This is a genomic window from Clostridium senegalense, from assembly GCF_018916625.1.
Lineage (GTDB): Bacteria > Bacillota > Clostridia > Clostridiales > Clostridiaceae > Clostridium_J > Clostridium_J senegalense.
The window spans coordinates 99,725-120,790 of the sequence record NZ_JAHLNC010000005.1 but is presented as its reverse complement, the minus strand read 5'-3'; the positions used below and the strand labels follow the sequence as shown (position 1 = coordinate 120,790).

General features: G+C 26.5%; 18 protein-coding genes and 1 other annotated feature. Of the genes, 3 read left to right on the top strand and 15 right to left on the bottom strand.

The genetic code is table 11. The annotated features are described in order from the left end of the window. Positions 1 to 251 precede the first annotated feature (251 nt). Positions 252 to 1,109: a DMT family transporter gene (locus KQI36_RS10535; RefSeq protein WP_216450829.1), complete on the top strand. Its 858-nt coding sequence runs from the start codon at positions 252 to 254 to the stop codon at positions 1,107 to 1,109. A gap of 55 nt (positions 1,110 to 1,164) precedes the next feature. Here KQI36_RS10535 and KQI36_RS10530 read toward each other — a convergent pair whose 3' ends face one another. The 6 genes from KQI36_RS10530 to thrS form a co-directional block, all read right to left on the bottom strand. Continuing rightward, entirely contained in the window at positions 1,165 to 2,925 is a 1,761-nt protein-coding gene (locus KQI36_RS10530) for a peptidoglycan-binding protein (protein ID WP_244991558.1), read from the bottom strand. A 189-nt stretch (positions 2,926 to 3,114) separates the two neighbouring features. Continuing rightward, the gene (gene feoB, locus KQI36_RS10525; protein ID WP_216450828.1) at positions 3,115 to 5,124 is read right to left on the bottom strand and encodes a ferrous iron transport protein B; all 2,010 of its coding nucleotides are present in this window, start codon (positions 5,122 to 5,124) and stop codon (positions 3,115 to 3,117) included. A 59-nt stretch (positions 5,125 to 5,183) separates the two neighbouring features. Next, complete coding sequence (locus tag KQI36_RS10520) at positions 5,184 to 5,405, bottom strand: FeoA family protein (RefSeq protein ID WP_010297197.1); 222 nt, start codon at positions 5,403 to 5,405, stop codon at positions 5,184 to 5,186. A gap of 14 nt (positions 5,406 to 5,419) precedes the next feature. Then, complete coding sequence (locus KQI36_RS10515; RefSeq protein WP_010297200.1) at positions 5,420 to 5,641, bottom strand: FeoA family protein; 222 nt, start codon at positions 5,639 to 5,641, stop codon at positions 5,420 to 5,422. 33 nt (positions 5,642 to 5,674) lie between these two features. Beyond that, the gene (locus tag KQI36_RS10510) at positions 5,675 to 5,935 is read right to left on the bottom strand and encodes a FeoC-like transcriptional regulator (protein WP_010297203.1); all 261 of its coding nucleotides are present in this window, start codon (positions 5,933 to 5,935) and stop codon (positions 5,675 to 5,677) included. 326 nt (positions 5,936 to 6,261) lie between these two features. After that, positions 6,262 to 8,169 (bottom strand): threonine--tRNA ligase, encoded by a 1,908-nt coding sequence (gene thrS, locus KQI36_RS10505; protein WP_216450919.1) that lies wholly within the window; start codon positions 8,167 to 8,169, stop codon positions 6,262 to 6,264. Between the two features lie 432 nt (positions 8,170 to 8,601). After that, positions 8,602 to 8,826: a binding site (T-box leader), on the bottom strand. 273 nt (positions 8,827 to 9,099) lie between these two features. Between thrS and KQI36_RS10500 the strand changes: the two genes are divergently transcribed. Continuing rightward, on the top strand, positions 9,100 to 9,570 hold the full coding sequence (locus KQI36_RS10500) for a peroxiredoxin (RefSeq protein ID WP_216450827.1): 471 nt from the start codon (positions 9,100 to 9,102) through the stop codon (positions 9,568 to 9,570). A gap of 144 nt (positions 9,571 to 9,714) precedes the next feature. Here KQI36_RS10500 and KQI36_RS10495 read toward each other — a convergent pair whose 3' ends face one another. The 6 genes from KQI36_RS10495 to KQI36_RS10470 form a co-directional block, all read right to left on the bottom strand. Then, complete coding sequence (locus KQI36_RS10495; protein WP_216450826.1) at positions 9,715 to 11,910, bottom strand: alpha/beta hydrolase family protein; 2,196 nt, start codon at positions 11,908 to 11,910, stop codon at positions 9,715 to 9,717. A 123-nt stretch (positions 11,911 to 12,033) separates the two neighbouring features. Then, positions 12,034 to 12,918: an SPL family radical SAM protein gene (locus KQI36_RS10490; RefSeq protein ID WP_216450825.1), complete on the bottom strand. Its 885-nt coding sequence runs from the start codon at positions 12,916 to 12,918 to the stop codon at positions 12,034 to 12,036. An 18-nt stretch (positions 12,919 to 12,936) separates the two neighbouring features. Continuing rightward, a complete protein-coding gene (locus tag KQI36_RS10485; RefSeq protein WP_010297217.1) occupies positions 12,937 to 13,170 on the bottom strand; it encodes a zinc ribbon domain-containing protein in 234 nt (77 codons plus the stop codon). Positions 13,171 to 13,280: 110 nt separating this feature from the next. After that, positions 13,281 to 14,183 (bottom strand): helix-turn-helix transcriptional regulator, encoded by a 903-nt coding sequence (locus KQI36_RS10480; protein ID WP_216450824.1) that lies wholly within the window; start codon positions 14,181 to 14,183, stop codon positions 13,281 to 13,283. 227 nt (positions 14,184 to 14,410) lie between these two features. Then, complete coding sequence (locus KQI36_RS10475; RefSeq protein WP_216450823.1) at positions 14,411 to 15,265, bottom strand: DUF4438 domain-containing protein; 855 nt, start codon at positions 15,263 to 15,265, stop codon at positions 14,411 to 14,413. A gap of 168 nt (positions 15,266 to 15,433) precedes the next feature. Next, the gene (locus tag KQI36_RS10470; RefSeq protein ID WP_216450822.1) at positions 15,434 to 17,215 is read right to left on the bottom strand and encodes a thioredoxin domain-containing protein; all 1,782 of its coding nucleotides are present in this window, start codon (positions 17,213 to 17,215) and stop codon (positions 15,434 to 15,436) included. A gap of 315 nt (positions 17,216 to 17,530) precedes the next feature. Between KQI36_RS10470 and KQI36_RS10465 the strand changes: the two genes are divergently transcribed. After that, on the top strand, positions 17,531 to 17,704 hold the full coding sequence (locus KQI36_RS10465) for a hypothetical protein (protein ID WP_010297230.1): 174 nt from the start codon (positions 17,531 to 17,533) through the stop codon (positions 17,702 to 17,704). A gap of 411 nt (positions 17,705 to 18,115) precedes the next feature. Here KQI36_RS10465 and KQI36_RS10460 read toward each other — a convergent pair whose 3' ends face one another. From KQI36_RS10460 to KQI36_RS10450, 3 genes are all read right to left on the bottom strand, one after another. Further along, positions 18,116 to 19,330, bottom strand: a complete 1,215-nt coding sequence (locus KQI36_RS10460) for an NAD(P)/FAD-dependent oxidoreductase (protein ID WP_216450821.1) — start codon at positions 19,328 to 19,330, stop codon at positions 18,116 to 18,118. 81 nt (positions 19,331 to 19,411) lie between these two features. Continuing rightward, entirely contained in the window at positions 19,412 to 19,999 is a 588-nt protein-coding gene (locus tag KQI36_RS10455) for a hypothetical protein (protein WP_216450820.1), read from the bottom strand. A 440-nt stretch (positions 20,000 to 20,439) separates the two neighbouring features. Continuing rightward, positions 20,440 to 20,982 (bottom strand): flavodoxin family protein, encoded by a 543-nt coding sequence (locus KQI36_RS10450; protein WP_216450819.1) that lies wholly within the window; start codon positions 20,980 to 20,982, stop codon positions 20,440 to 20,442. Positions 20,983 to 21,066 lie beyond the last annotated feature (84 nt).

Sequence of the window (21,066 nt, the reverse complement as noted above, 5' to 3'; positions counted from 1 at the left end):
TAAAAAGATAACAAAATTCTATAAAGTCAACTTAAAGCATTATATATTAGTATATTTTTTATTAGTAAAACTTATAAACAATATATTAAGTATCATTAATATAAATAGTATAATAATTTAATTCTACAACCACTTGTATAATCCCTGTTAATAAACTATAAATTAAGTATTTGCATTATGAAAGTGGAAAAAAATATAAATTTAATATATAATTGTTTAGTACTTTTAAAATATAATTAAGGAGAAAATAAATGAGTAGTAACAACAAAATTAAAGGAATTATTTATATAATACTAGCTTCTTTATCTTTTGCAACTATGAATCTTTTTGCAAAATTAGCACTTGAATGTAGTCCATATCAAAAAACTTTCATTTCAAATGCAGTAGCAACAATTATAATTTCTATAATAATACTTAAGAGAAAGGATTCTTTTTTAGGTAAAAGAGAAAATAGAAAGTATTTGTTTTTAAGAGGTATTATGGGAACAGTTTCCATATTAACTTTATATTATTCCATAGAATACTTATTACTTGCAGATGCAACGATACTTACTAAATTAAGTCCATTTTTCACAATAATATTTTCATTTTTTATATTAAAAGAAAGAATCACTAAAAAGCAGCTTATATTCTTATTGTTAGCTTTTATAGGAAGTTTATTTGTTATTAAGCCCCAATTTAATGCAGCTATAATACCAGCATTAATGGGAGTTATTTCTGCATTAAGTGCTGGTTTAGCTTATACAATGATAAGAGTTCTAGGTGATAAAGAAAGCTTTTTTACAGTTATACTGTCTTTTACTGGCATAGCAACTATAACTATGAGTCCATGGATTTTTGTTAACACAAGTGCTTTAACATTAACCAACATAACATTTCTAATATTAGGAGGTCTTTCATTTACATTAGGGCAAATCTTTTTAACATTGGCATATAAAAATGCTCCAGCTAGTGAAATATCTATGTTTGATTATATTGGTCTTTTATTTGCTGCATTATATGGATTTGTTCTTTTTAAAGAAATACCTGACTACCTATCTTTAATAGGTTATGGAATTATTATTGTAGTTTCTATAATTAATATATACTCTTCAAAATCTAGTAAATAAAAGAAAAGAGCCATATCCAAATTAAAAGTGATATGACTCTTTTCTTTTATTCTTTTTAAAATGGTTTTAATCCATAAAATACCCCTTGTATTTTATTCCATGTATTATAATCTACATTTCCAGTTTCATCAAGCCCGAAGTATCTTTGAAAATCTAATACAGATTTTTTAGTTTCAGCATCAAAAACTCCAGTAATTTTAGGTTTAGATATAGTTGGATATATATCTGAAATAACAGCAAGATGATATTGAAGTAACCTTACTTCATCTCCTATAGATCCTTCTTTTAGCATATAGTTAGAAGGAAATTGGTTTTTATTGCTTTTAGGGAATGTACTTTCAATTTCATAATATATTTCAATAAGCTTTTCCCAGGTATTTCGTCCTACTATACCATCAACTAACATATTAAAATACTTTTGAAAAGCTAAAACTGCATTTTTAGTATCTTCATCAAAAACTCCAGTAATTTTAACTTTTGGTATTTCGTTATAAATATTAGATATAATTAATAAATAATATTGTAAAAGTTTTACTTCATCCCCTGTAGAGCCTTCTTTAAGAGTAACATATTTATACTCATCAGTACTACTAAGTGCTTCTACTTCTTCTAAATTTAAAACAGCAGCATAAATAAAATAAATTCTATTCCATGTAGAAATACCTACTATTCCATCAGGTATTAAATTGAAAATATTTTGAAATGCAATAACTGCTTTTTCAGTAGTAACATCAAAGAACCCATCCACTTTTGGGATTTTAGGTATAGCAGTATAATTATTACTGATTTCATTTAATTTTAACTGTATAATTTTAACATCTTCTTCTTTACTATTTAGCATTAAAGTGTTTCCGGGATAAGGTGCTAACATACCTTCTATATTATTAGCCATAATTAGTGAAATATCATATCCATAATAATGTTGTAATATTCCAAAGCCGTCATAGCCTCTAATTGCTAAATCCAAAGATCCCCATTGAGATAAACCATTACAAGTAACTGTTATACCATTACAAAATGTTGCAAATAATGGTTCAAGTAATCCTATTTTAGATATATATTGATTAAATATATCATCAACCATTTGGCTTACATTAGTAAAATAATTTCGTCCTAATTCAAAACATTGATCATATGCTTTAGAATTAGTAATTTCAAAACTATATCCTTTATCTCTATACCATGAAGTATAAACTCTATTTAATGCAAAAGAAACTTGAGCACGAATATTCGCTTTTAAAGCTTCGTTACGCCAAGTTGGGTAAATCTCACTACAAGCAACATTTTTAATATACTCTGGAAAAGCTACTGTTACATCTTCTGCGTATTCATTGGGTTCACCTAAATGGACAGTTATATATTTAGGAATATATGTCTCTTTTAAAAGATACTGTGCAACTTTTGGTCCTACTTGTTTATTCCTTGGCTCACTTAAAGTAAGTTGATGAGGAGGAATATTTAATATGTTTTCTTTTATATCATATTTAGGATTTTTAAGAAACATTTCTATCTTTTGAAGAGCTGTTACATTTGGGAAAATTTGAACCCCATTTATAACCGTAGGTATATACCCTTCCGCCTCAGCTGTAATAGTATACAATTTATAAGGTATAACCTTATTTTGAGCTGTTTGTGAAAACTCTTCTGCTGGTGCGTCTAATGCTATAGTTTCTGCTATTCCACTGATATTAGTATATAACACTTTTTCAAAGGATATATCTTCATCGTTAAATTTACGAATAGTGACTTTACAATTTTGAACTGGCATAGCTTCTTTTGCAAAAGAAACTTGAACCCGTATATATCCTGTAGCCATAAAATCTCCTTTAGAAAGTTCTATTAATATAAATATATGATATAATTGCATTAAATATGTAGGAAAACTTACTTATAGAATATAGATTTATAAAAGTTTTTATAAATACTGAATATATTTTTCAAAATAAAAAATATCTATAAACTAAAAGTGTTTAGTTTATAGATATTTTATTAATTTTAGATTTTATTATTTAAATCCAAGTAATAAACCTACTTGATATACAAGTACTGCCGCTATCCATGCAACTACAAATGTATAAACTGCTGTGAATAATGTCCATTTCCAAGAGTTAGTTTCTCTTTTTACCGCACCAAGAGCAACTAAACAAGGTGTATATAATAAAGACATTACCATAAAAGATAAGGCAGATAGTGGAGTAAATATTGATTGAATTGCAGTTGTTACTGCAACACCTTCTTCTACACCAGCATAAATTAATCCCATTGTAGCTACAACAGTTTCTTTAGCTAATATACCAGTTATAAGAGATATACCAGCTTGCCATGTTCCAAAACCAGCTAAAGTAAATAATGGAGCAAAGAAACCACCTATAATTCCAAGAAGTGACTCTTCACTATTAGGTTCAACACCTAATGGGAAGTTAGATAATGCCCAAAGAACCACCATTACTGGTAAAATAACTTTTCCTGCTTTTTTAATAAATGCACCAGCTTTATCCCACATTAACATTACAACATTTTTGATTGATGGTACTTTATAACTTGGAAGTTCCATTACAAAATAAGAAGGTTCACCTTTAAATAACGTTTTACTAAATATTTTTCCCATTAAAAGCGCCACAACAAGCCCACCGGCATAAAGGCCGAATAATATTAAAGCTTGATTTTTCTCAAAAAATGCTGTTATAAATAATAAATATACAGGAAGTCTTGCACCACAAGAAATAAATGGATTTATAAGTATTGCAATCATTCTATCTTTTTTATTTTCAAGAGTTCTTGTTGCCATTATACCAGGAACATTACATCCGATACTAACAAGCATAGAAACAAAGGTTTTTCCATGAAGACCTAAAGCTCTCATTAATTTATCCATAACATAAGCAGCTCTGGCCATATAACCACTGTCTTCTAATATACCAATTAAGAAATACATCACCATAATTAAAGGTAGGAAAGCTATTACAGCTGCTAAACCACCAAAAATTGCATCGCTAACAAAACTTGATAAAACTTCTGGAGCTCCTACATTTATGAGGAAAGCACCGGTATGTTCCCCTAATGAGTTAATAAGAACATCAGTCCAATCTTGAATTCCTGCACCAACAGTAAATGTAATTTGATATAATAAATACATAATTATTCCGAATATAGGAATTCCTAAAAATTTATTAGTTACAACTTTATCTATTTTATCTGAAAAAGTTTCTTTAGATTGTTCTTTTCTAGTTACAGTATCTGATACAATTTCAGATATTACAGAATACCTTTCATTTACAATAGCCATTTCCGGTTCAAATCCAACTTTTTCTTCAATTCCTTTGTAACATCCTTCTAGTTGCTTTTTCAACTTATCATCTTCATCGATATTAAGTTCTCTTTTTATATGAGAATCATTTTCTAAAAGTTTTAATGCAGCCCATTTTGAAGAAAGAGTACTATTTTTAACATTTTCTTCAATAGATTTTGCTAAACCTTCTAACTCTTTATTGATATCTTCACCATAATTAATTTTTATATTTGAAGTATTAATGTTATCCTTTATACTAGCTTTTATAAGATTATCTATACCTTTATTTTTTACAGCAACTGTTGGTATAACATCTATCCCAAGTTTTTTAGAAAGTTCTTTTATTTTAATAGAAATTTCTTTACTTTCAGCTTCATCCATCATATTTAAAGCTATTACTACTTTAGCTCCCATTTCTATCAATTGTAGTGTAAGATATAAGTTTCTTTCTATATTAGTAGCATCAATTACGTTTATAACTACATCCGGATTATCTTTTACTATATAATTTCTTGCTATAACCTCATCTTCTGAATAAGCACCTAAACTATAAGTACCTGGTAAATCTACAATTCTATACTCATTACCTTCATATTTTAAAATACCTTCTTTTTTTTCTACAGTAACTCCTGGCCAATTTCCTACATGTTGTCTAGCTTTAGTTAATATATTAAACAAACTAGTCTTTCCGCAGTTAGGATTACCTGCTAATGCTATTGTCTTCATTTTAATCCCCCTCTTCGATAATGAAAGTCATTATCAATAAAATTTCAAAAAAATTTTCTTTAAGTTGCTATCATAATATTCTTAGCTATATTGTTATCTAAAGCAAATCTACTATCTTCTATGGAAATTATAAGACTTCTTCCATCATTTTTAATTATTTTTATTTTATTACCTGATATAATTCCTAATTCTCCAAGTCTTTTGTTTAGTCCATCTTTCATAGATATAGATTTAACTTCCACTGTGTTACCTTCTGTTGCTAAATTCATAGGTACTATCATAAAATCACCTCTTTTTATTCTCCGCTAATAACCTTAGCTTCATCTTTTCTAAGGGTTAATTTGTATCCTCTTACTAAAATCTCAAGTGGATCGCCAAAAGGCGCTTTGCCAGTTACTTTAAGTTCTACACCTGGTGTTATACCCATATCTAAGAGTTTTCTTTTTACAGCACTATCTTTTTCTATACTTTTAACTTTAATTTTCTCGCCAATACTTAATTGATCTAATGTGTTCATAATAACCTCCCTAGTATATTACTTTTAAATATATTAACTAATTTTTTTTAATAAATTGATTCCCTTTTCAGTTATTTCCCAATCAGTTTTATCATTTAGTTTCTTACTGTTACATCCGCAGGAGCATTTTTCACACATAGATACATCACAAATTACTTTTTTTATATACCCCATATTAATCAGCTTTTCTTTTAAATCATCAATAATAGGTTCCGGTAATTTAAGTGATTTAGATATAGCTTTAGTTGAAAAATTTCCTTCCTTATGTAAAAAATTTAAAACTTTATATAACATAATATCACCTCTTTCTTTAATGTTATATTAATAATAAATATATTTTATAAACCAGCTAAGCATGTACAACTTATTTTGATTTTCAAAAACACAACGTATAAATGAAATTAGATTTTTAAATATATACAATATGTTTTAAATTACATTTCAATGAAATATTTTACTTATATTACATATTTGTTTTCCAAAGTAATATTAACACATTCTCATTCTAATTGCAAGTGATTATCAATAATATTTGATTTAGAGTTTCACTAAATAAAAATGTGCTATTAATAAACTTTTCAGTTCATTAATAGCACATTTTAGTTATTACAAATTAAATTTTATATGTCTTTATTTTCAATTTCAATTTTAATATTTTTAATAAATTCTTCTAAAGCAACAGTTCCTTGATCACCGTTTTTTCTAGTTCTAAGTGCAATTGTTTTGTCAGCAACTTCTCTTTCACCTATAACTATTATATAAGGAACTTTTTCATTGCTAGCTTCTCTAATTTTGTATCCTACTTTTTCATCTCTATCATCTAATTGAACTCTTATATTATTATCCTTAAGAGTTTTAGTTACTTCCATTGCATAGTCATTAAATTTATTTGATATAGGAAGTACCTTTACTTGAACTGGCGCTAACCATGTTGGGAATTTTCCAGCAAAATGTTCTATTAATATACCAATAAATCTTTCGATACTACCTAAAATTACTCTATGAATAACTATTGGTCTATGTTTTTCACTATCAGCTCCTATATAGTTAAGATCAAATCTTTGTGGAAGTTGGAAGTCTAATTGGATAGTACCACATTGCCAAGTTCTTCCTATACTATCTTCAAGATGGAAATCTATTTTAGGACCATAGAAAGCTCCATCACCTTCATTTATTTTGTATTCCATATTTATTTCATCTAGAGCTCCACTTAATGAAGATTCTGCAATTGCCCATTCTTCATCACTACCCATAGAATTTTCTGGTCTTGTTGAAAGTTCTACACTATATTTAAATCCAAATTTTGAATAAACTTTATCAATAAGTGATATAACACCTTTGATTTCTGATTTTATTTGATCTGGTAACATAAATATATGGGCATCATCTTGAGTAAACGCTCTAACTCTCATAAGTCCATGTAACGCTCCTGAAAGTTCATGTCTATGAACTCTTCCAAGTTCTGCAACTCTCATTGGAAAATCTCTATATGAATGTGCTTCTGATTTATATACAAGCATTCCACCAGGACAGTTCATAGGTTTTAATGCAAATTCTTCTTCATCTATAACAGAAGTGTACATATTTTCTTTATAGTGATACCAGTGTCCTGAAGTTTCCCATAATTTTTTATTTAACATTATAGGTGTTTCTATTTCTATATAGTTATCTTCTATATGAAGTTGTCTCCAAAAATCTATTAAAGTATTTTTTAACACTACTCCATTTGGTAAAAAGAATGGGAATCCTGGTCCTTCTTCCATAACTGTAAATAATTTAAGCTCTTTACCTAACTTTCTATGATCTCTTTTTTTAGCTTCTTCTAAGTTGTTTAAGTATGCATCAAGGGCTTTCTTATCTTCGAAAGCTGTACCATAAATTCTTTGAAGCATTTTATTTTTTTCATTACCTTTCCAATATGCACCTGCTACACTTAATAATTTAAAAGCTTTTATATATTTTGATGATGGAATATGTGGTCCTCTGCAAAGATCAACAAAATCACCTTGTCTATATAGTGAAATATTTTCTCCTTCTGGTAATTCTTTAATAAGTTCTATTTTATATGGTTCACATTTATCTTCCATTAACTTTATTGCTTCTTCTCTTGATACATCTATTCTTTCAAATTGAAGATTTTCTTCTATTATTTTATCCATTTCACATTGAATTTTTTCTAAATCTTGTTCTGAAAAAGCTTTTTCAACATCAAAATCGTAGTAGAATCCATTGTCGATTGAAGGTCCTATTGCTAATTTAGCATTTTTATAAAGTCTTTGAACAGCTTGTGCCATTATATGAGTAGTTGAATGTCTTAAAACATCTATAGCTTCTTTATCTTCATATGTTAAAATTTCAACTTTATCATTTTCTTTTAATTTATAACTTAAATCAACTAATTCATCATTAACTCTTCCTACTATAGCTACTTTTGCTAATTTGTTGCTAATTGATTTAGCAAGTTCATATACACTAATATTTTCCTCTATTTCTTTTATTGAATTATCTTTTAATCTTATATTTATCATTTTCATTGTTATCCCTCCAAAATATTTTTTATATAAATTCTCAAACTTTTAATGCTTAATTTTCAAAAATTCCTTATCAATTGAAAATATAAATTTATTTTTAAAAAAGATTTATGTTTATTATTTTTTATTGTAAAGCTATATAATACGTCGTTTATAAGTATCGTCATAAAACATTTTTAATTATTTTATAATAAAGTTTCTATTCTCATTTGATAATAAATGCTTAATATTATAATTCTATGTACACTTTTAAAATTATATTTTAATTATAAATTTTAATATTACACATAGTTTGTAATTATTTTAATATTAAGAGAACTTTTGTTTTTGTATTTCAATAATTTTATGTAAAACTTTAGCTTAATTTATTATTTTATTATTAATTTAAAATCATTACTGATTTTGGGTAAAACAAAAAGCATCCATCCCTGTTGGGACGAATGCTGTATATTCGTGGTTCCACCCAAATTGAATTAAAATTCAATTCTTCTCGTTTTAATAACGGCATCTAACCGATGACATTTCACTTTAAAAGCTAATAAGCCATAACTCCAGGGTAGTTTTCTTATAGTCATATTTAGGAATACTTCCAGCCAGTGATATTCCCTCTCTGTAAACTGTAACCTATAATACTCTTCCTATCATAGTCTATTTAATATTTAATTTACATTTATTTGTGCACAAATTCAAATATATAACCTTTTCAGAAAAGATTAATAATTTATACTTATAGTATCATACTAAAATTACTTTGTAAACACATTTCTGAAAATTTTTTATAGTTTTTTAAATTGTACTTATAATTTATAGCATATTTTAAAAAACTATATAGAATAAAAGTACAATTTATTTATCGCTTTACTAATAACATTTACTATGAGATAATTATTATTAATAATATGTTTAGAATTGAAAGGAGTTTTCTTTATGGAGAATTTAATTTTAACAGAAGGAATAAAGGCACCAGATTTTACATTAATGGGAAGTGATAAAAATGAACATAAATTAAGTGATTATTTAGGGGAAAAAGTAATTTTATACTTTTATCCAAAAGATAATACTTCTGGATGTTCTAAAGAAGCACTAGCCTTTACAAGCGTATATAACGATTTTAAAGAAAAAAATTCAGTAATATTAGGTGTAAGTAGAGATTCTTTAAAATCTCATGATAAATTTATCGAAAAATATAATATACCATTTGTATTATTATCTGACGAAAAAGAAGAAGTGTGCAACTTATATGGAGTTTTAAAAGAAAAAAATATCTATGGGAAAAAGACCATTGGAATTGAAAGAAGTACTTTTATAATTGATGAAAGCGGTAATATTGAAAAAATATATAGAAAAGTAAAAGTTGCAGGACATGTAGAAAATGTTCAATGTTTTTTAGGATTATAATTTTAAATAGAAAACCAGTACTATTTTATTAAGTACTGGTTTTATTATATCTCAAATTAAAAAGTATAATTAATATAATATTGTTTAAAACAACCTAGAAAGTTCAAACATAACTAACTTTTATTTAAATAATAAAAAATGTCTTTAAATACATACTCCAATATTATCTAGCAGAATATCTCCTTTAACTCCTTTATCAAAAACAAACTTTATAGTTTTTAATTTCTTAATATTTAATTTAGAATTGTTTTTAACAAATTCTTCTATTGGGAAAGTAAAATTTTGAAGTTCATGTTCTATTGTATTGTTTTTAACTAGAAAGTTATTTTTATATAAATTAGACCTTAATGGAGGATATAACGTATAGTAATCTTTTAATAAAAGAGATGAGATATTTCCATTAACATCTTCCAATTGAATTGTAAAATCTACATCATTAAATTCATTTTTTAAAACATCGTAATTATCCATTCTACATGCTGAAAATTGCAGTATTGAGTTATTATTTATATTCTCTAAATAAATATCATTCTCTGGAAGTGATATAGTATAAAAGCTTCCAGAACCCTTATACCACCTAAGTCTAACTGCTGTATTTCTAGTAGAAGAACCATCCCTTCTTCTAACCTTTTCTTCACGCCATATGGTAAAATTCTTTCCAAATATAGAACTATCTTTTAAAGACGATGTTTTTAAATCTAAATCTTCTTCATAATTAGCTATAACTTTAAAATTACTATCTTCATATTCATTTACATATACAGTTCTAGGTAAATCATTTTGAATATTTTTATAGTTTATAAACATGTCTTTATATTCATTCTTATCCTTTAGAGTACAATCAAAAAAACCAGTTAAATATCCTTTTAATATATTTTTTTGATCCTCATCTTTAATAATTGGCTTAGTATTTAAAAACCATCCCATTGGCTTGTTAAGATCATATCGTCCCCAAGTGCTATTGAATTGGCCATGGTTTGCTCCATAAATATAAAGATAGCTTTTAAAATAATCTTTTCCATCAGTGAATTTAACATTATCATATTGTTCTCTTCCATCAAATTCTGTTACATCTTGGTCATAGGAACCATGAACTGAAAAATAATTAATATTTTCTAACTCCACTGACTTACCAGAAGGTTTATATTGATTATAAGTAGGTGCTATACTTGCTATAGATTTTATATTATAGTTGAAATTAAGTTTTATATCTCCATCATCAGGATAGTAACTTAATTTATTAAATAATGCAGCTATAGCTACTGCCTCTCCACCTCTTGAATGTCCCACTAGTGCAATATTATTCATATCTATTTTATTATAAAGTGGATTTTCTTTATCATTATTAAATTTTTCAAATTCTTTTATATTATTTAACATCATAATTGCTCTAGCATCATTTTCATCAGCTAAATTTGAATTTATATAAAAATTCAAAAAATTTTCATTTATAGAAGCTACAACATATCCTTTGCTTACAAGATGGTTAGCTAAATATTCATAACCTTCATGGGATGGTGTAGTCATAGTATGATTTCCATGAGCAATTAAAATTAATGGCAGTTTTTCACCTTTTTCAGGAAAAAACACATCCCCTGTTATAGGTACAGAATAAGAATCGAATCCCCAATATATATTTCTAAGCTTACCTATAATTCCTTCTTCATCAGAAACATATGGTGATAAATTTACTTTTGAAGTTTTTAAATTATATTTATCAGATGAACCATAGCTTAACTTCTTTATTGAATAATCCCCTTTTTTAATAAGCTCTCTAAAGATAGAGGAATCGTTATTATTTTCAACCCTTAATGATAAGTACTTTTCAGTAAGATTCTCATCATATCCTTTAAATCCAATAAAATATATCATAGAAATATTTATAAATAATGAAAATATAAATATTGACCATATAAATCCATTTTTCTTGTTTTTACTTAACAATTTTAAAATACTATATATAAATATTAATTGTATAATTCCAATAGTAATAGATATAAAAACATCAGCCTCGAATGATGTATCTATAAAGAAATTTGTCACGAATATATAAGAAATTATAAACAATCCAATTATAAAAGGAAGATTTTTTATAGGTATTTTTTTTATAATTAAAGATACTAACTGCAAAATAACAATAAGAATTATCAAACCTAAAAAAGTAGCGGCAGTAAATACTATAAAATCTAAAACTTTAGGAAGACCAGTTCCTAAAAAGGCCATTTCCAATCCTACCATTGATGAAATCAATAACATAAAGATTAATTTTACATATCTATATTTATCAAAATATGTATGATGTATATAATTTTTAAGATTTATTTTGAATTTGTTAAACATATCAATCCTCCTAATATGTGGATACTAAATTTGTATCTTTTATTTTTAGGTTAAAATTAAAAGACAGGAATCTAAAATCAACATTTAATTAAAAGATTTAGATTCCTAAAAAATAATCAAACATTAGTCAAAAAAACTTAATTGAGATGTTCTGTCATATTTATAATCATCAATGATTTTATTCATATTATAAATTATATTGCTCTTATCGCAGTGTTCTCTAAAAATATCATATAAAATTTTTCTATTTAATGATTGACAATTATATTTTAACCTAAAATTTGTTTCATATTTATTTTTTATATGAGGAAAGTTGTTATCTAATTTCTTATAAAAATATTCCCTTTGATTATCTCTTAAAGTTACTCCAAAGTAAGGATATATAAATTTTGCTCCACAATTTTCTGCCCTTTTTATTATACTTTTTATATTTTCTTCATTATCATTTATAAAGGGCAAAATTGGCATCATTAAAACACCACAATATATACCGTTATTTGCTAGTTCCTCTAAAGCTTTAAATCTTTGAGAAGATAAACTAACATTTGGCTCTATCCTTTTACACATATTATCATCAAAAGTTGTTATAGTCATTTTTACACATACAGGGGAAATATCATTAATATTTTTTAATATATCTATATCTCTAGTTATTAAGTTACTTTTAGTGGCTATTGCTACACCAAAGTTATACTTATTTAATAACTTTAACGATTGTCTAGTTAGGTTTAATTTTTTTTCAAAAGGATTGTACGGATCGCTCATTGCTCCTGTACAAATAACACCTTTATTTCTTTTAGATTTTAATTCACCCTCTATTATTTTTAGTGCATCTTTTTTTATTTTAATTTTATCAAATTCTTCAATTCCATAGCAACTACTTCTAGAATCACAATAAATACAACCATGACAACAACCTTTATATATATTCATTGTATAATCTGCTCCAAACCAATAGTTTGGATGAGCATTTTTTGTAATAATAGTCTTACAGGGTATAGATTCCATTATCCTTCTCCAATTAATTTATTTCCACCTTTTTAAAGTAGGTAAGAAACTTTTTAGATTTTCTCTAGCAGCTTCCTCACTAAAATCTTTATGTGCATTCATAAGATGAGGAACACAAGCCTCTATCATTTCATCTAATGAAATATCTGCCTTAAACTTTCCATTACTATAACAATAAACACAATATTCCTTATTATCACTAACCTCATTTTCATTTACTAGTGGCATTCCGCAACTTTGACAAAAATTCATATTAAAACATCCTTTCAATTTATAAAATAAGTTATTTTTGCAAGCCTATAAATTTTATTATCTGCTTTAATATGATATTATCAAAGAATAGATGACAACTGTTTGTCATATTAGAAATTATAATTCATTAAAGTTTTCTTTAATCTTCTAATAATTTCATCTCTAACAAATTTAGGTTCTAAAACTGTAACATTATTACCATAAGATAATATATGATCATAAACCCACTCACCTTCTGGATAATTTACAGTAACATCATAGGTTCCATCTTGATTTTTTATTATAGAATTTTCATCATAAAAATCATAAATTTTATATAAAACTTCTTTACTAAAACGCAATTTTAAATTTATAACTTCAAAATTCATTTCACGTGATAAATTTAAATCTACTTCCTTACGTATAAATGTATCATCTTTAATCTTAAAATTTTTAATTCTACTAAGTTTAAATATTCTAAAATCGTTTTTTTCAATAGAAAAGCCCCATAAATACCATTCTTTGCTTTTAAAGATAAGTTTATATGGATGTACTTTCCTTATGCTACTAACTCCAGTAGAATTTATATATCTAAACTCAATTATCTTCTTTTCTAATATAGAACCTTTTATATCCTCAAAATTATAATCTGAATTTAGTTTATTTCCCCAGTTAGAAAAATCAACAGCAACCCAATCATTTGAATCCATATTCTTAAATATAGCTCCAAGCTTATTTAAAACTTTATCTATATTTGGAATTTCAGTAGCTTTTAATGTACTTAATGCTAACATTAAACTTTCTTTATCCTTTTGCGATAACATAGCTTTATTAATGGTATATTCTTCTATTAAAGATATTCCACCACCAGTGCCTTTGCTTGCATATATAGGAATACCTGATAATGAAAGCTCTTCTATATCTCTATATATAGTTCTAGTAGATACATCTAACTTTTCTGCTAGTTCTTTTGCAGTAACTACTTTTTTATTTAAAAGGATTATAATTATTTCAACTAATCTATTTATTCTCATAACATCACCTAAAGTAATATTAACACACTTAAACTTAATTTAACTATAGAGTTACAAACTGAATCTCTAACTTATTCACTTATATAACATATTGTTTAATAACACTTCATGTGAAATTTTAATCTAAAGGCAATGTATATGTTTACATATAATTCCAATAAATATAAAGAGTTCAAAATATATAATCCATTTCATATATTTAACGAGGAACTCTTTATAAAAGCTCATTAAATAAAATCTTTTATATTACTATTCTCACTTATCATACCTTCTATTATTGGCTTTTTACTTGTTAATATAGTAGTGATTCCAGGACCATGACCCATCTTAATGCAATCGCTATGAATTACAACACCTATAGAAACTGCTCCTGATAAATATCCCCTTCCAAAAGTATTATCACAATCTTTTAAAAGTACCAAATCACCAAATTTTAATTTATCTATTCCATGTTTTTTTACTTCATTTATATCTGCTGTCATAATATCATAATCACCAGTAAAAGAAGTCGAAGCACCTATACCTGACCCCATTAAATAAGGTGCTATTATAGCTGCAACATTAACTATAAGTTTCCCATCATATTCTTTTATAGGCAATTTTTCAAAAAGATTTGGATCTATATTCATAACTGTTATATCTTCATAATTTAAAAGCTTAAGCCCTTGACCGTATGCTTTTATTAAAATTTTATCATCAACAGCTAAATCATCTAAAATATCATTTTCAAAATGTATTAAAACATGATCTATTCCACCATGCATTCCTGTTACATACCCAATTCCGCCTTTTCCATCACCAGAAACTACCTTTGCAACATTTCCTATACACGAAAGGGTAGTAAGAGCATTATTTTCTCTAGAATCTGGATTTTTTATTGAAACACCTGGTTCTATATGGTCTCCAGACAAACCAAAAGCACTGTCACCAATCTTAACATTATAACAAATTCCACCGGTTGCAGGTAAAACCATTGGTTCCCCTTCATGACTTATTCTATAAGGAGATGGTGGAAAAGCTGGATGATGAATTTTACCTTGAACACTTTGCATTACAACTTTATCTTTGTTAGTTTTAACCAAGCTAAACCCTCCTTTAGTAAATTTTCATATTTATTAAATTCTAGTGACTTCTTAATAAATCCTTTATTTTACAACAAAACAAAAACTTTTTAATAAATTATTCATAAAAGATATATGATAACTCAAAATAAAAACCTCTACCACTATAAATAAGTAGTAGAGGTTTTATTATAGATAGTTCATAAGTGCAATTAAATACATAGTATATGATATTGGAGAGTTTTTAACAGTACTTGAGAAATATTTAAGCTGATTATATGTAATATCTTTTAAAGTTTTATCCTTAGTTATTTTACTTAATTTAACTAAGACGTAGGCTGCTACAGAATTACCAGATGGAATTGCTCCATCATAAATTTCTTTTGGTCTTGCAATAAGTTTTTCACTATCTTTACCATATAAGAAAAATCCAGAACTGTTTTCGTCCCAAAACTTATCAATCATTTCACTATTTAATGATATTGCTTTTTCTAAATATTCCTTCTCATTAGTTCCTTCATAAAGCTCTATAAATGACCATATTAAAAATGCATAGTCTTCTAAATAAGCAAAATAAGCTACATGACCATCTTTATATCTAGCTAAAAGCCTATTATCTTTATTTACTAGATTATTTTCTATGAAAGCTATAGCACCTTTACAAACTTTTAAATACTTTTCATCTTTTAATATAGAATAAGCTTTAGCGAAGGCTGTAATCATAAGAGAATTCCATGAAGTAAGTATTTTTTCATCCTTATGTAAGGTAGTTCTTTCAAGTCTATAATTGAAAACCTTTTTCCTTAAATCATTTATTTTCGTATCATCATTTTCAAAGGAATTATTTTTAAGTAGATTTGCAATACTTTTTCCTTCAAAATTTCCTGAAGTAGTTATATCAAAGTAATTATTAAAATATGTTCCATCATCTTCTCCTAACACTTCACAAATTTCAAGAGGATTAAAAACATAAAATTTACCTTCATCACCTTCACTATCTGCATCCTGTGCACAGTAAAAACCACCGGTATTACTTGTAAGTTCTCTTAAAACATAATCCATAGTTTTTACAGCCACATTTTTATAAAATTCTTTTTTAGTTATATCATAAGTTTCTAAATATGCCATAGTTAATAATGCATTATCATAAAGCATTTTTTCAAAATGTGGAACAAGCCATTTATCATCAGTAGAATATCTAGAAAAACCATATCCAATATGATCGAAAATACCACCTCTATACATTTGGTTTAAAGTTTTTTCAACCATTTCTAAAGCTTTCGGTTCATTTTCTAACTTATAATATTTTAGTAAGAACATGAGTTTATGAGGTGTAGGGAATTTAGGGGCTTTATCAAATCCACCATTTACAACATCAAAAAATTCTAAACACCATAAATAGCCACCTTCAATAATGTCTTTTCCTATTTCATCATCTGTAGTTGTTGGCTGAAATGCATTTTGAATCTGCCTCATAACATCTTCACTTGCAACTGTAATAAGCTCTTTATCACTTTTCCATTGGTCACTTATACTACTTAGAATATCCATAAAACCTGGAACATTATATTTTGCATGTTTAGGAAAGTAAGTACCAGCGTAAAAAGGCTTTTGATCTGGAGTAATAAATAGATTAAGAGGCCAACCACCACTTCCAGTGAATGCCTGACAAACTGTCATATAAATACTATCAACATCAGGTCGCTCTTCTCTATCAACTTTTATAGATATAAAATTATCATTAAGAATTTTTGCAACTTCATCATCCTCAAAACACTCATGAGCCATAACATGACACCAATGACAAGTAGAATAACCAATACTTAAAAATATAGGTTTATTCTCATCTTTAGCTTTTTCAAAAGCTTCATCACACCATGAATACCAATTAACAGGATTATAAGCATGTTGAAGAAGATAAGGGGATTTTTCATTTATTAAATTATTAGGTACTTTCTGATTTGTTACCATAATATCATCTCCAATAATTATAAATTCATTTTCTATTTGCTATTACACTAATAATATACCCTTTGATCCTTAAAATATTAAAAAGCCTATCTATATTTTGATAGGCTTCTAAGTAGCTAATTGTTAAGTTCTTAGCTACAAAGTTTAAGAATCACTTCTAATATAAATCAGCACTAATCTTTTATGAATTGCTTTTAATATCATTTATGTAAATACACATTCTTTTAATAATTAAACATTAATTTTATTGAATACATATTTTTTATTATTATGACCATACTATTAATGAAATTTTATATTTAGGAGGTATTACTCATGGCAAAAGCTAAACAATATGTTGATCAAAGTATGACAAATGTGCAAAATACAGTTTCATCATTAGAAAAAGCACTTACTTCAGCAGAAAAAGCAGAAAATAAGACTAAAATTCAATCAGCAATAGATTCACTTAATTCTGCATGTCAACAATTATCTAACTTTCAAGATTAATACTAAAAAAGGGGTTGTCGCAAAATAATTAAAATAATTAGGAGCGACGCTCCTTTTTTGTTTGATTTTTATATACCTTCATTTCACCATTATGATTTATTTAGGTACATTTTGTTTACATGAGTAATCACTGCAATTTTAACATTCATATATTATTATTTCTGACATTATAACCTAAGAACATAATCATCTTTTGGTATTAAACCCTCTAAATTTAATGGTAAAACCACTTCATATGTATTATTAAATTTTTTCTTGTAATTAATCATATATTAAGTAAATTACACATACAAAACAAGCTATTGCTCCTCTAACCTTAAGTTAGTTTTGCAACAGCTCATTTTTCTACAATAATTATGTTATCTTTTTTACAAAAAAATTATTAATCCTGTACTTTTTTTAACTCTAATATTATTGATCAAATCTATCTACTTTAAATAAGTTTATATCTTTATCTACTTCTCCATAATATAATTTACTTAACATCATTCCACCTAACATAGCAAATAATATACCATTTGCTCCATAACCTAAGCAATACCATAACTTAGAATTAGTCGGATCTTTTCCTATAAAACCTAAATTATCTTGAGTGGATGCAAATGCTCCACAATATTTATATTCTATTTCTATATTTAAATTTGGAAATAAATTTTTTAACCTTTGTTCTAACGTTTCATAACTTTTATTACATAGTTCTTTATTATATATATCTGGTATAAAGTTTATATCCTCACCACCAATTATTATCCTGTTGTCTTTAGTTGTTCTAAAGTAAGTATAAGGATCTTTATTATCTCTAATAATAACATTTTTATAAATATTCTCAATATTATCTATTGGTTTAGTTGCAAGATTAAATGTAGTAGTTTTAGTTCCAAAGGCTCTTTTAGTAAAGATTCCTGTATTATATCCTGTAGCTGCAATAATAATTTTACCTTTAACTTTATAACCATACACAGTTTCTACAGTAACATCATTTTCTGAATAGTGAATATCTAAAACTTCTGTATTTTCGTATACTCTTAATCCCTGCTTACAACTTACCTCAATTAGATGTTGAGTAAATTTATAGGGGTCCAATACAGCTCCTCCATTTTTACCTATTACACCACCTTTTACATCAAATAAAAATGGATTATTATCTTCATCAATAAATTCTACAGGTAATCCTGCTTCTTTTCTTATATAATACTCTTCTTTCATTTCCTTATTTTCTAGTTTCTTATCTGTATATAAAAAACTGTCTACTCTTTTAAAATCACATTTATTACCATGTTCATTTATAAACTCTTCAATTTCATCTAATGCTTTTATTCCAAGATTATATGATTTTATTATATTTTCTATACTTGTATATGACTTTAGCTCCATAGCATTATCATCAAGTTCATATTGAAGCAATGATGTTGTTATACTAGTACTACCATGACCTATTCTTGATTTTTCTAAAATAACGCAATTAATATTATTTTTACTAAAGTAGTGTCCTAAAATTGCCCCAGTAACTCCGCCTCCTACTATTATTACTTCTGTATCTATATCTTCTGTTAAATATTCATATTGGTTTATAGTTTTATTAATTCTTGTAAATATACAATCACCTTGTACATATTGTGTATTCATATTAAAACACCTATCCTTATGTATAATTTCAATATTAAAAATATATTTATTATGCTTTTGTAATTAATCCTCTAGAATTTCTTAAGTATTTCTACTTTTTTCAGGGACACCCAATAATTCATATAAATCATTAAAAAATTTAATACTTTTTTCAGAATCAATATTCTCTTTTACCGGAACCTCTAAGTAAGGTATATTAATTTTATTCTCTTTTAACATATCATCTAACACTGCCGTCATTACTCCGTAAGTCCCTTCTACTTGATCACCATTTAAATCTGGCATCATAGACTCTGTATTATATTTGTTTACTTTATGCTTACCCCAATATATACTACAAGTTGGACTTCCTTGTATTCCGATATAGCATAGAGGAGTATTATTATTGTTTCTAAGTTCGCATACCATATCCACATAAGATTGAAGTTCTTTTTTACAATGTTTTTTAAAAAATATATTGTCATATTGTTCTCTTCCTTGTGGATTTCTTAAGTAACCCATTGCTGTAAACTCTGGACAAGGTAATTGAATAATACTAATGTGTTTATCCAAAAAATAATCTATTATTCTTTGAGAAAAAATAAAGTTTTTTCCTAATAAATGAACTCTAGTAGCTGGGTTCAATAAACAGTGTGAAACTATTATGAAATAACGCTTTCTTTTAGACATATTATAATCCCTTCTTAATTATTTATATTTTTAGATTTATTTTCTCCTAAAGTATATGCTTATATTCTTGAAGCACTAAAATATATGTTTACCTTTTTATTGTAAAATTGTATAAATCCATAATGAAATAGTCTTACTATTTTGTGTATTGAAATTTAAAAATAAATAGTTTTAAACAATAAAAAAACTAGCCTACTGTTAAATACAATAAGCTAGTTATATACAGAAACAAATTTAGATTTATTCAATAACTTTAAAATATTTTTATACAAGATACAGTTGAACTCTAGGTAATTCGAAGCATGTTTCACTATTTTAGGCATCCAAGTTTTGGAATAGATAATTCTAAAAGTCAGCTTGAAACCCTATATATTACTTTATTCTAAAAATATTGTTTGAATTTAAATTGAATATATCCACTACAATTATTTCTGAAATTTTTAAAGTGATTTACCCATTTCGTAGGTTTCATTTATTAACTTTCTATGATGTTGTACATCACCGATATTTGTTATCCCCACACCTCGGATAACACCTGATAACCTTGCTTTATCATAACACTTAATCCATCCATTAAGTCCTTCTACAGCAGCATCCATAGCTTTTGGATTACCATCAGCTGCGGCAGTAATCAAATACACTTCTCTAAAAGAATAATCTGATGGGAACAGGGGATTTAGACGGTCAAGTAATGTTTTCATTTGTCCACTCATCTCATAATAATAAATTGGTGTGGCAAAAACTATTATGTCTGCATTCTTAACTTTTTTTACTATATTTGAAGCATCGTCTTTAATAACACATTCTTGTGTTTTCTGACAGGCAAGACAGCCTTTACAAAATCCTATTGTTTTTCCTTCTAAGCTTATTTTTTCAACATTGTTTCCAGCATCTTTCGCTCCACGAATCAGTTCATCTGCAAGGATGTCGCTATTAGCACCCTTTCGAAGACTAGTAGAAATTACAAGTACGTTCTTATTCATTTTATTCATCCTCCTTTATTGACGATATTTTATAAATACTTTAACAACATCTTTAAGTGTTATTTTATATAAATAATACAAACA

Coding starts and splice junctions, on each gene's coding strand:
- KQI36_RS10535 (WP_216450829.1), top strand. CDS start 252: ATGAGTAGTAACAACAAAATTAAAGGAATTATTTATATAATACTAGCT.
- KQI36_RS10530 (WP_244991558.1), bottom strand. CDS start 2,925: ATGGCTACAGGATATATACGGGTTCAAGTTTCTTTTGCAAAAGAAGCT.
- feoB (WP_216450828.1), bottom strand. CDS start 5,124: ATGAAGACAATAGCATTAGCAGGTAATCCTAACTGCGGAAAGACTAGT.
- KQI36_RS10520 (WP_010297197.1), bottom strand. CDS start 5,405: ATGATAGTACCTATGAATTTAGCAACAGAAGGTAACACAGTGGAAGTT.
- KQI36_RS10515 (WP_010297200.1), bottom strand. CDS start 5,641: ATGAACACATTAGATCAATTAAGTATTGGCGAGAAAATTAAAGTTAAA.
- KQI36_RS10510 (WP_010297203.1), bottom strand. CDS start 5,935: ATGTTATATAAAGTTTTAAATTTTTTACATAAGGAAGGAAATTTTTCA.
- thrS (WP_216450919.1), bottom strand. CDS start 8,169: ATGATAAATATAAGATTAAAAGATAATTCAATAAAAGAAATAGAGGAA.
- KQI36_RS10500 (WP_216450827.1), top strand. CDS start 9,100: ATGGAGAATTTAATTTTAACAGAAGGAATAAAGGCACCAGATTTTACA.
- KQI36_RS10495 (WP_216450826.1), bottom strand. CDS start 11,910: ATGTTTAACAAATTCAAAATAAATCTTAAAAATTATATACATCATACA.
- KQI36_RS10490 (WP_216450825.1), bottom strand. CDS start 12,918: ATGGAATCTATACCCTGTAAGACTATTATTACAAAAAATGCTCATCCA.
- KQI36_RS10485 (WP_010297217.1), bottom strand. CDS start 13,170: ATGAATTTTTGTCAAAGTTGCGGAATGCCACTAGTAAATGAAAATGAG.
- KQI36_RS10480 (WP_216450824.1), bottom strand. CDS start 14,183: ATGAGAATAAATAGATTAGTTGAAATAATTATAATCCTTTTAAATAAA.
- KQI36_RS10470 (WP_216450822.1), bottom strand. CDS start 17,215: ATGGTAACAAATCAGAAAGTACCTAATAATTTAATAAATGAAAAATCC.
- KQI36_RS10465 (WP_010297230.1), top strand. CDS start 17,531: ATGGCAAAAGCTAAACAATATGTTGATCAAAGTATGACAAATGTGCAA.
- KQI36_RS10460 (WP_216450821.1), bottom strand. CDS start 19,330: ATGAATACACAATATGTACAAGGTGATTGTATATTTACAAGAATTAAT.
- KQI36_RS10455 (WP_216450820.1), bottom strand. CDS start 19,999: ATGTCTAAAAGAAAGCGTTATTTCATAATAGTTTCACACTGTTTATTG.
- KQI36_RS10450 (WP_216450819.1), bottom strand. CDS start 20,982: ATGAATAAGAACGTACTTGTAATTTCTACTAGTCTTCGAAAGGGTGCT.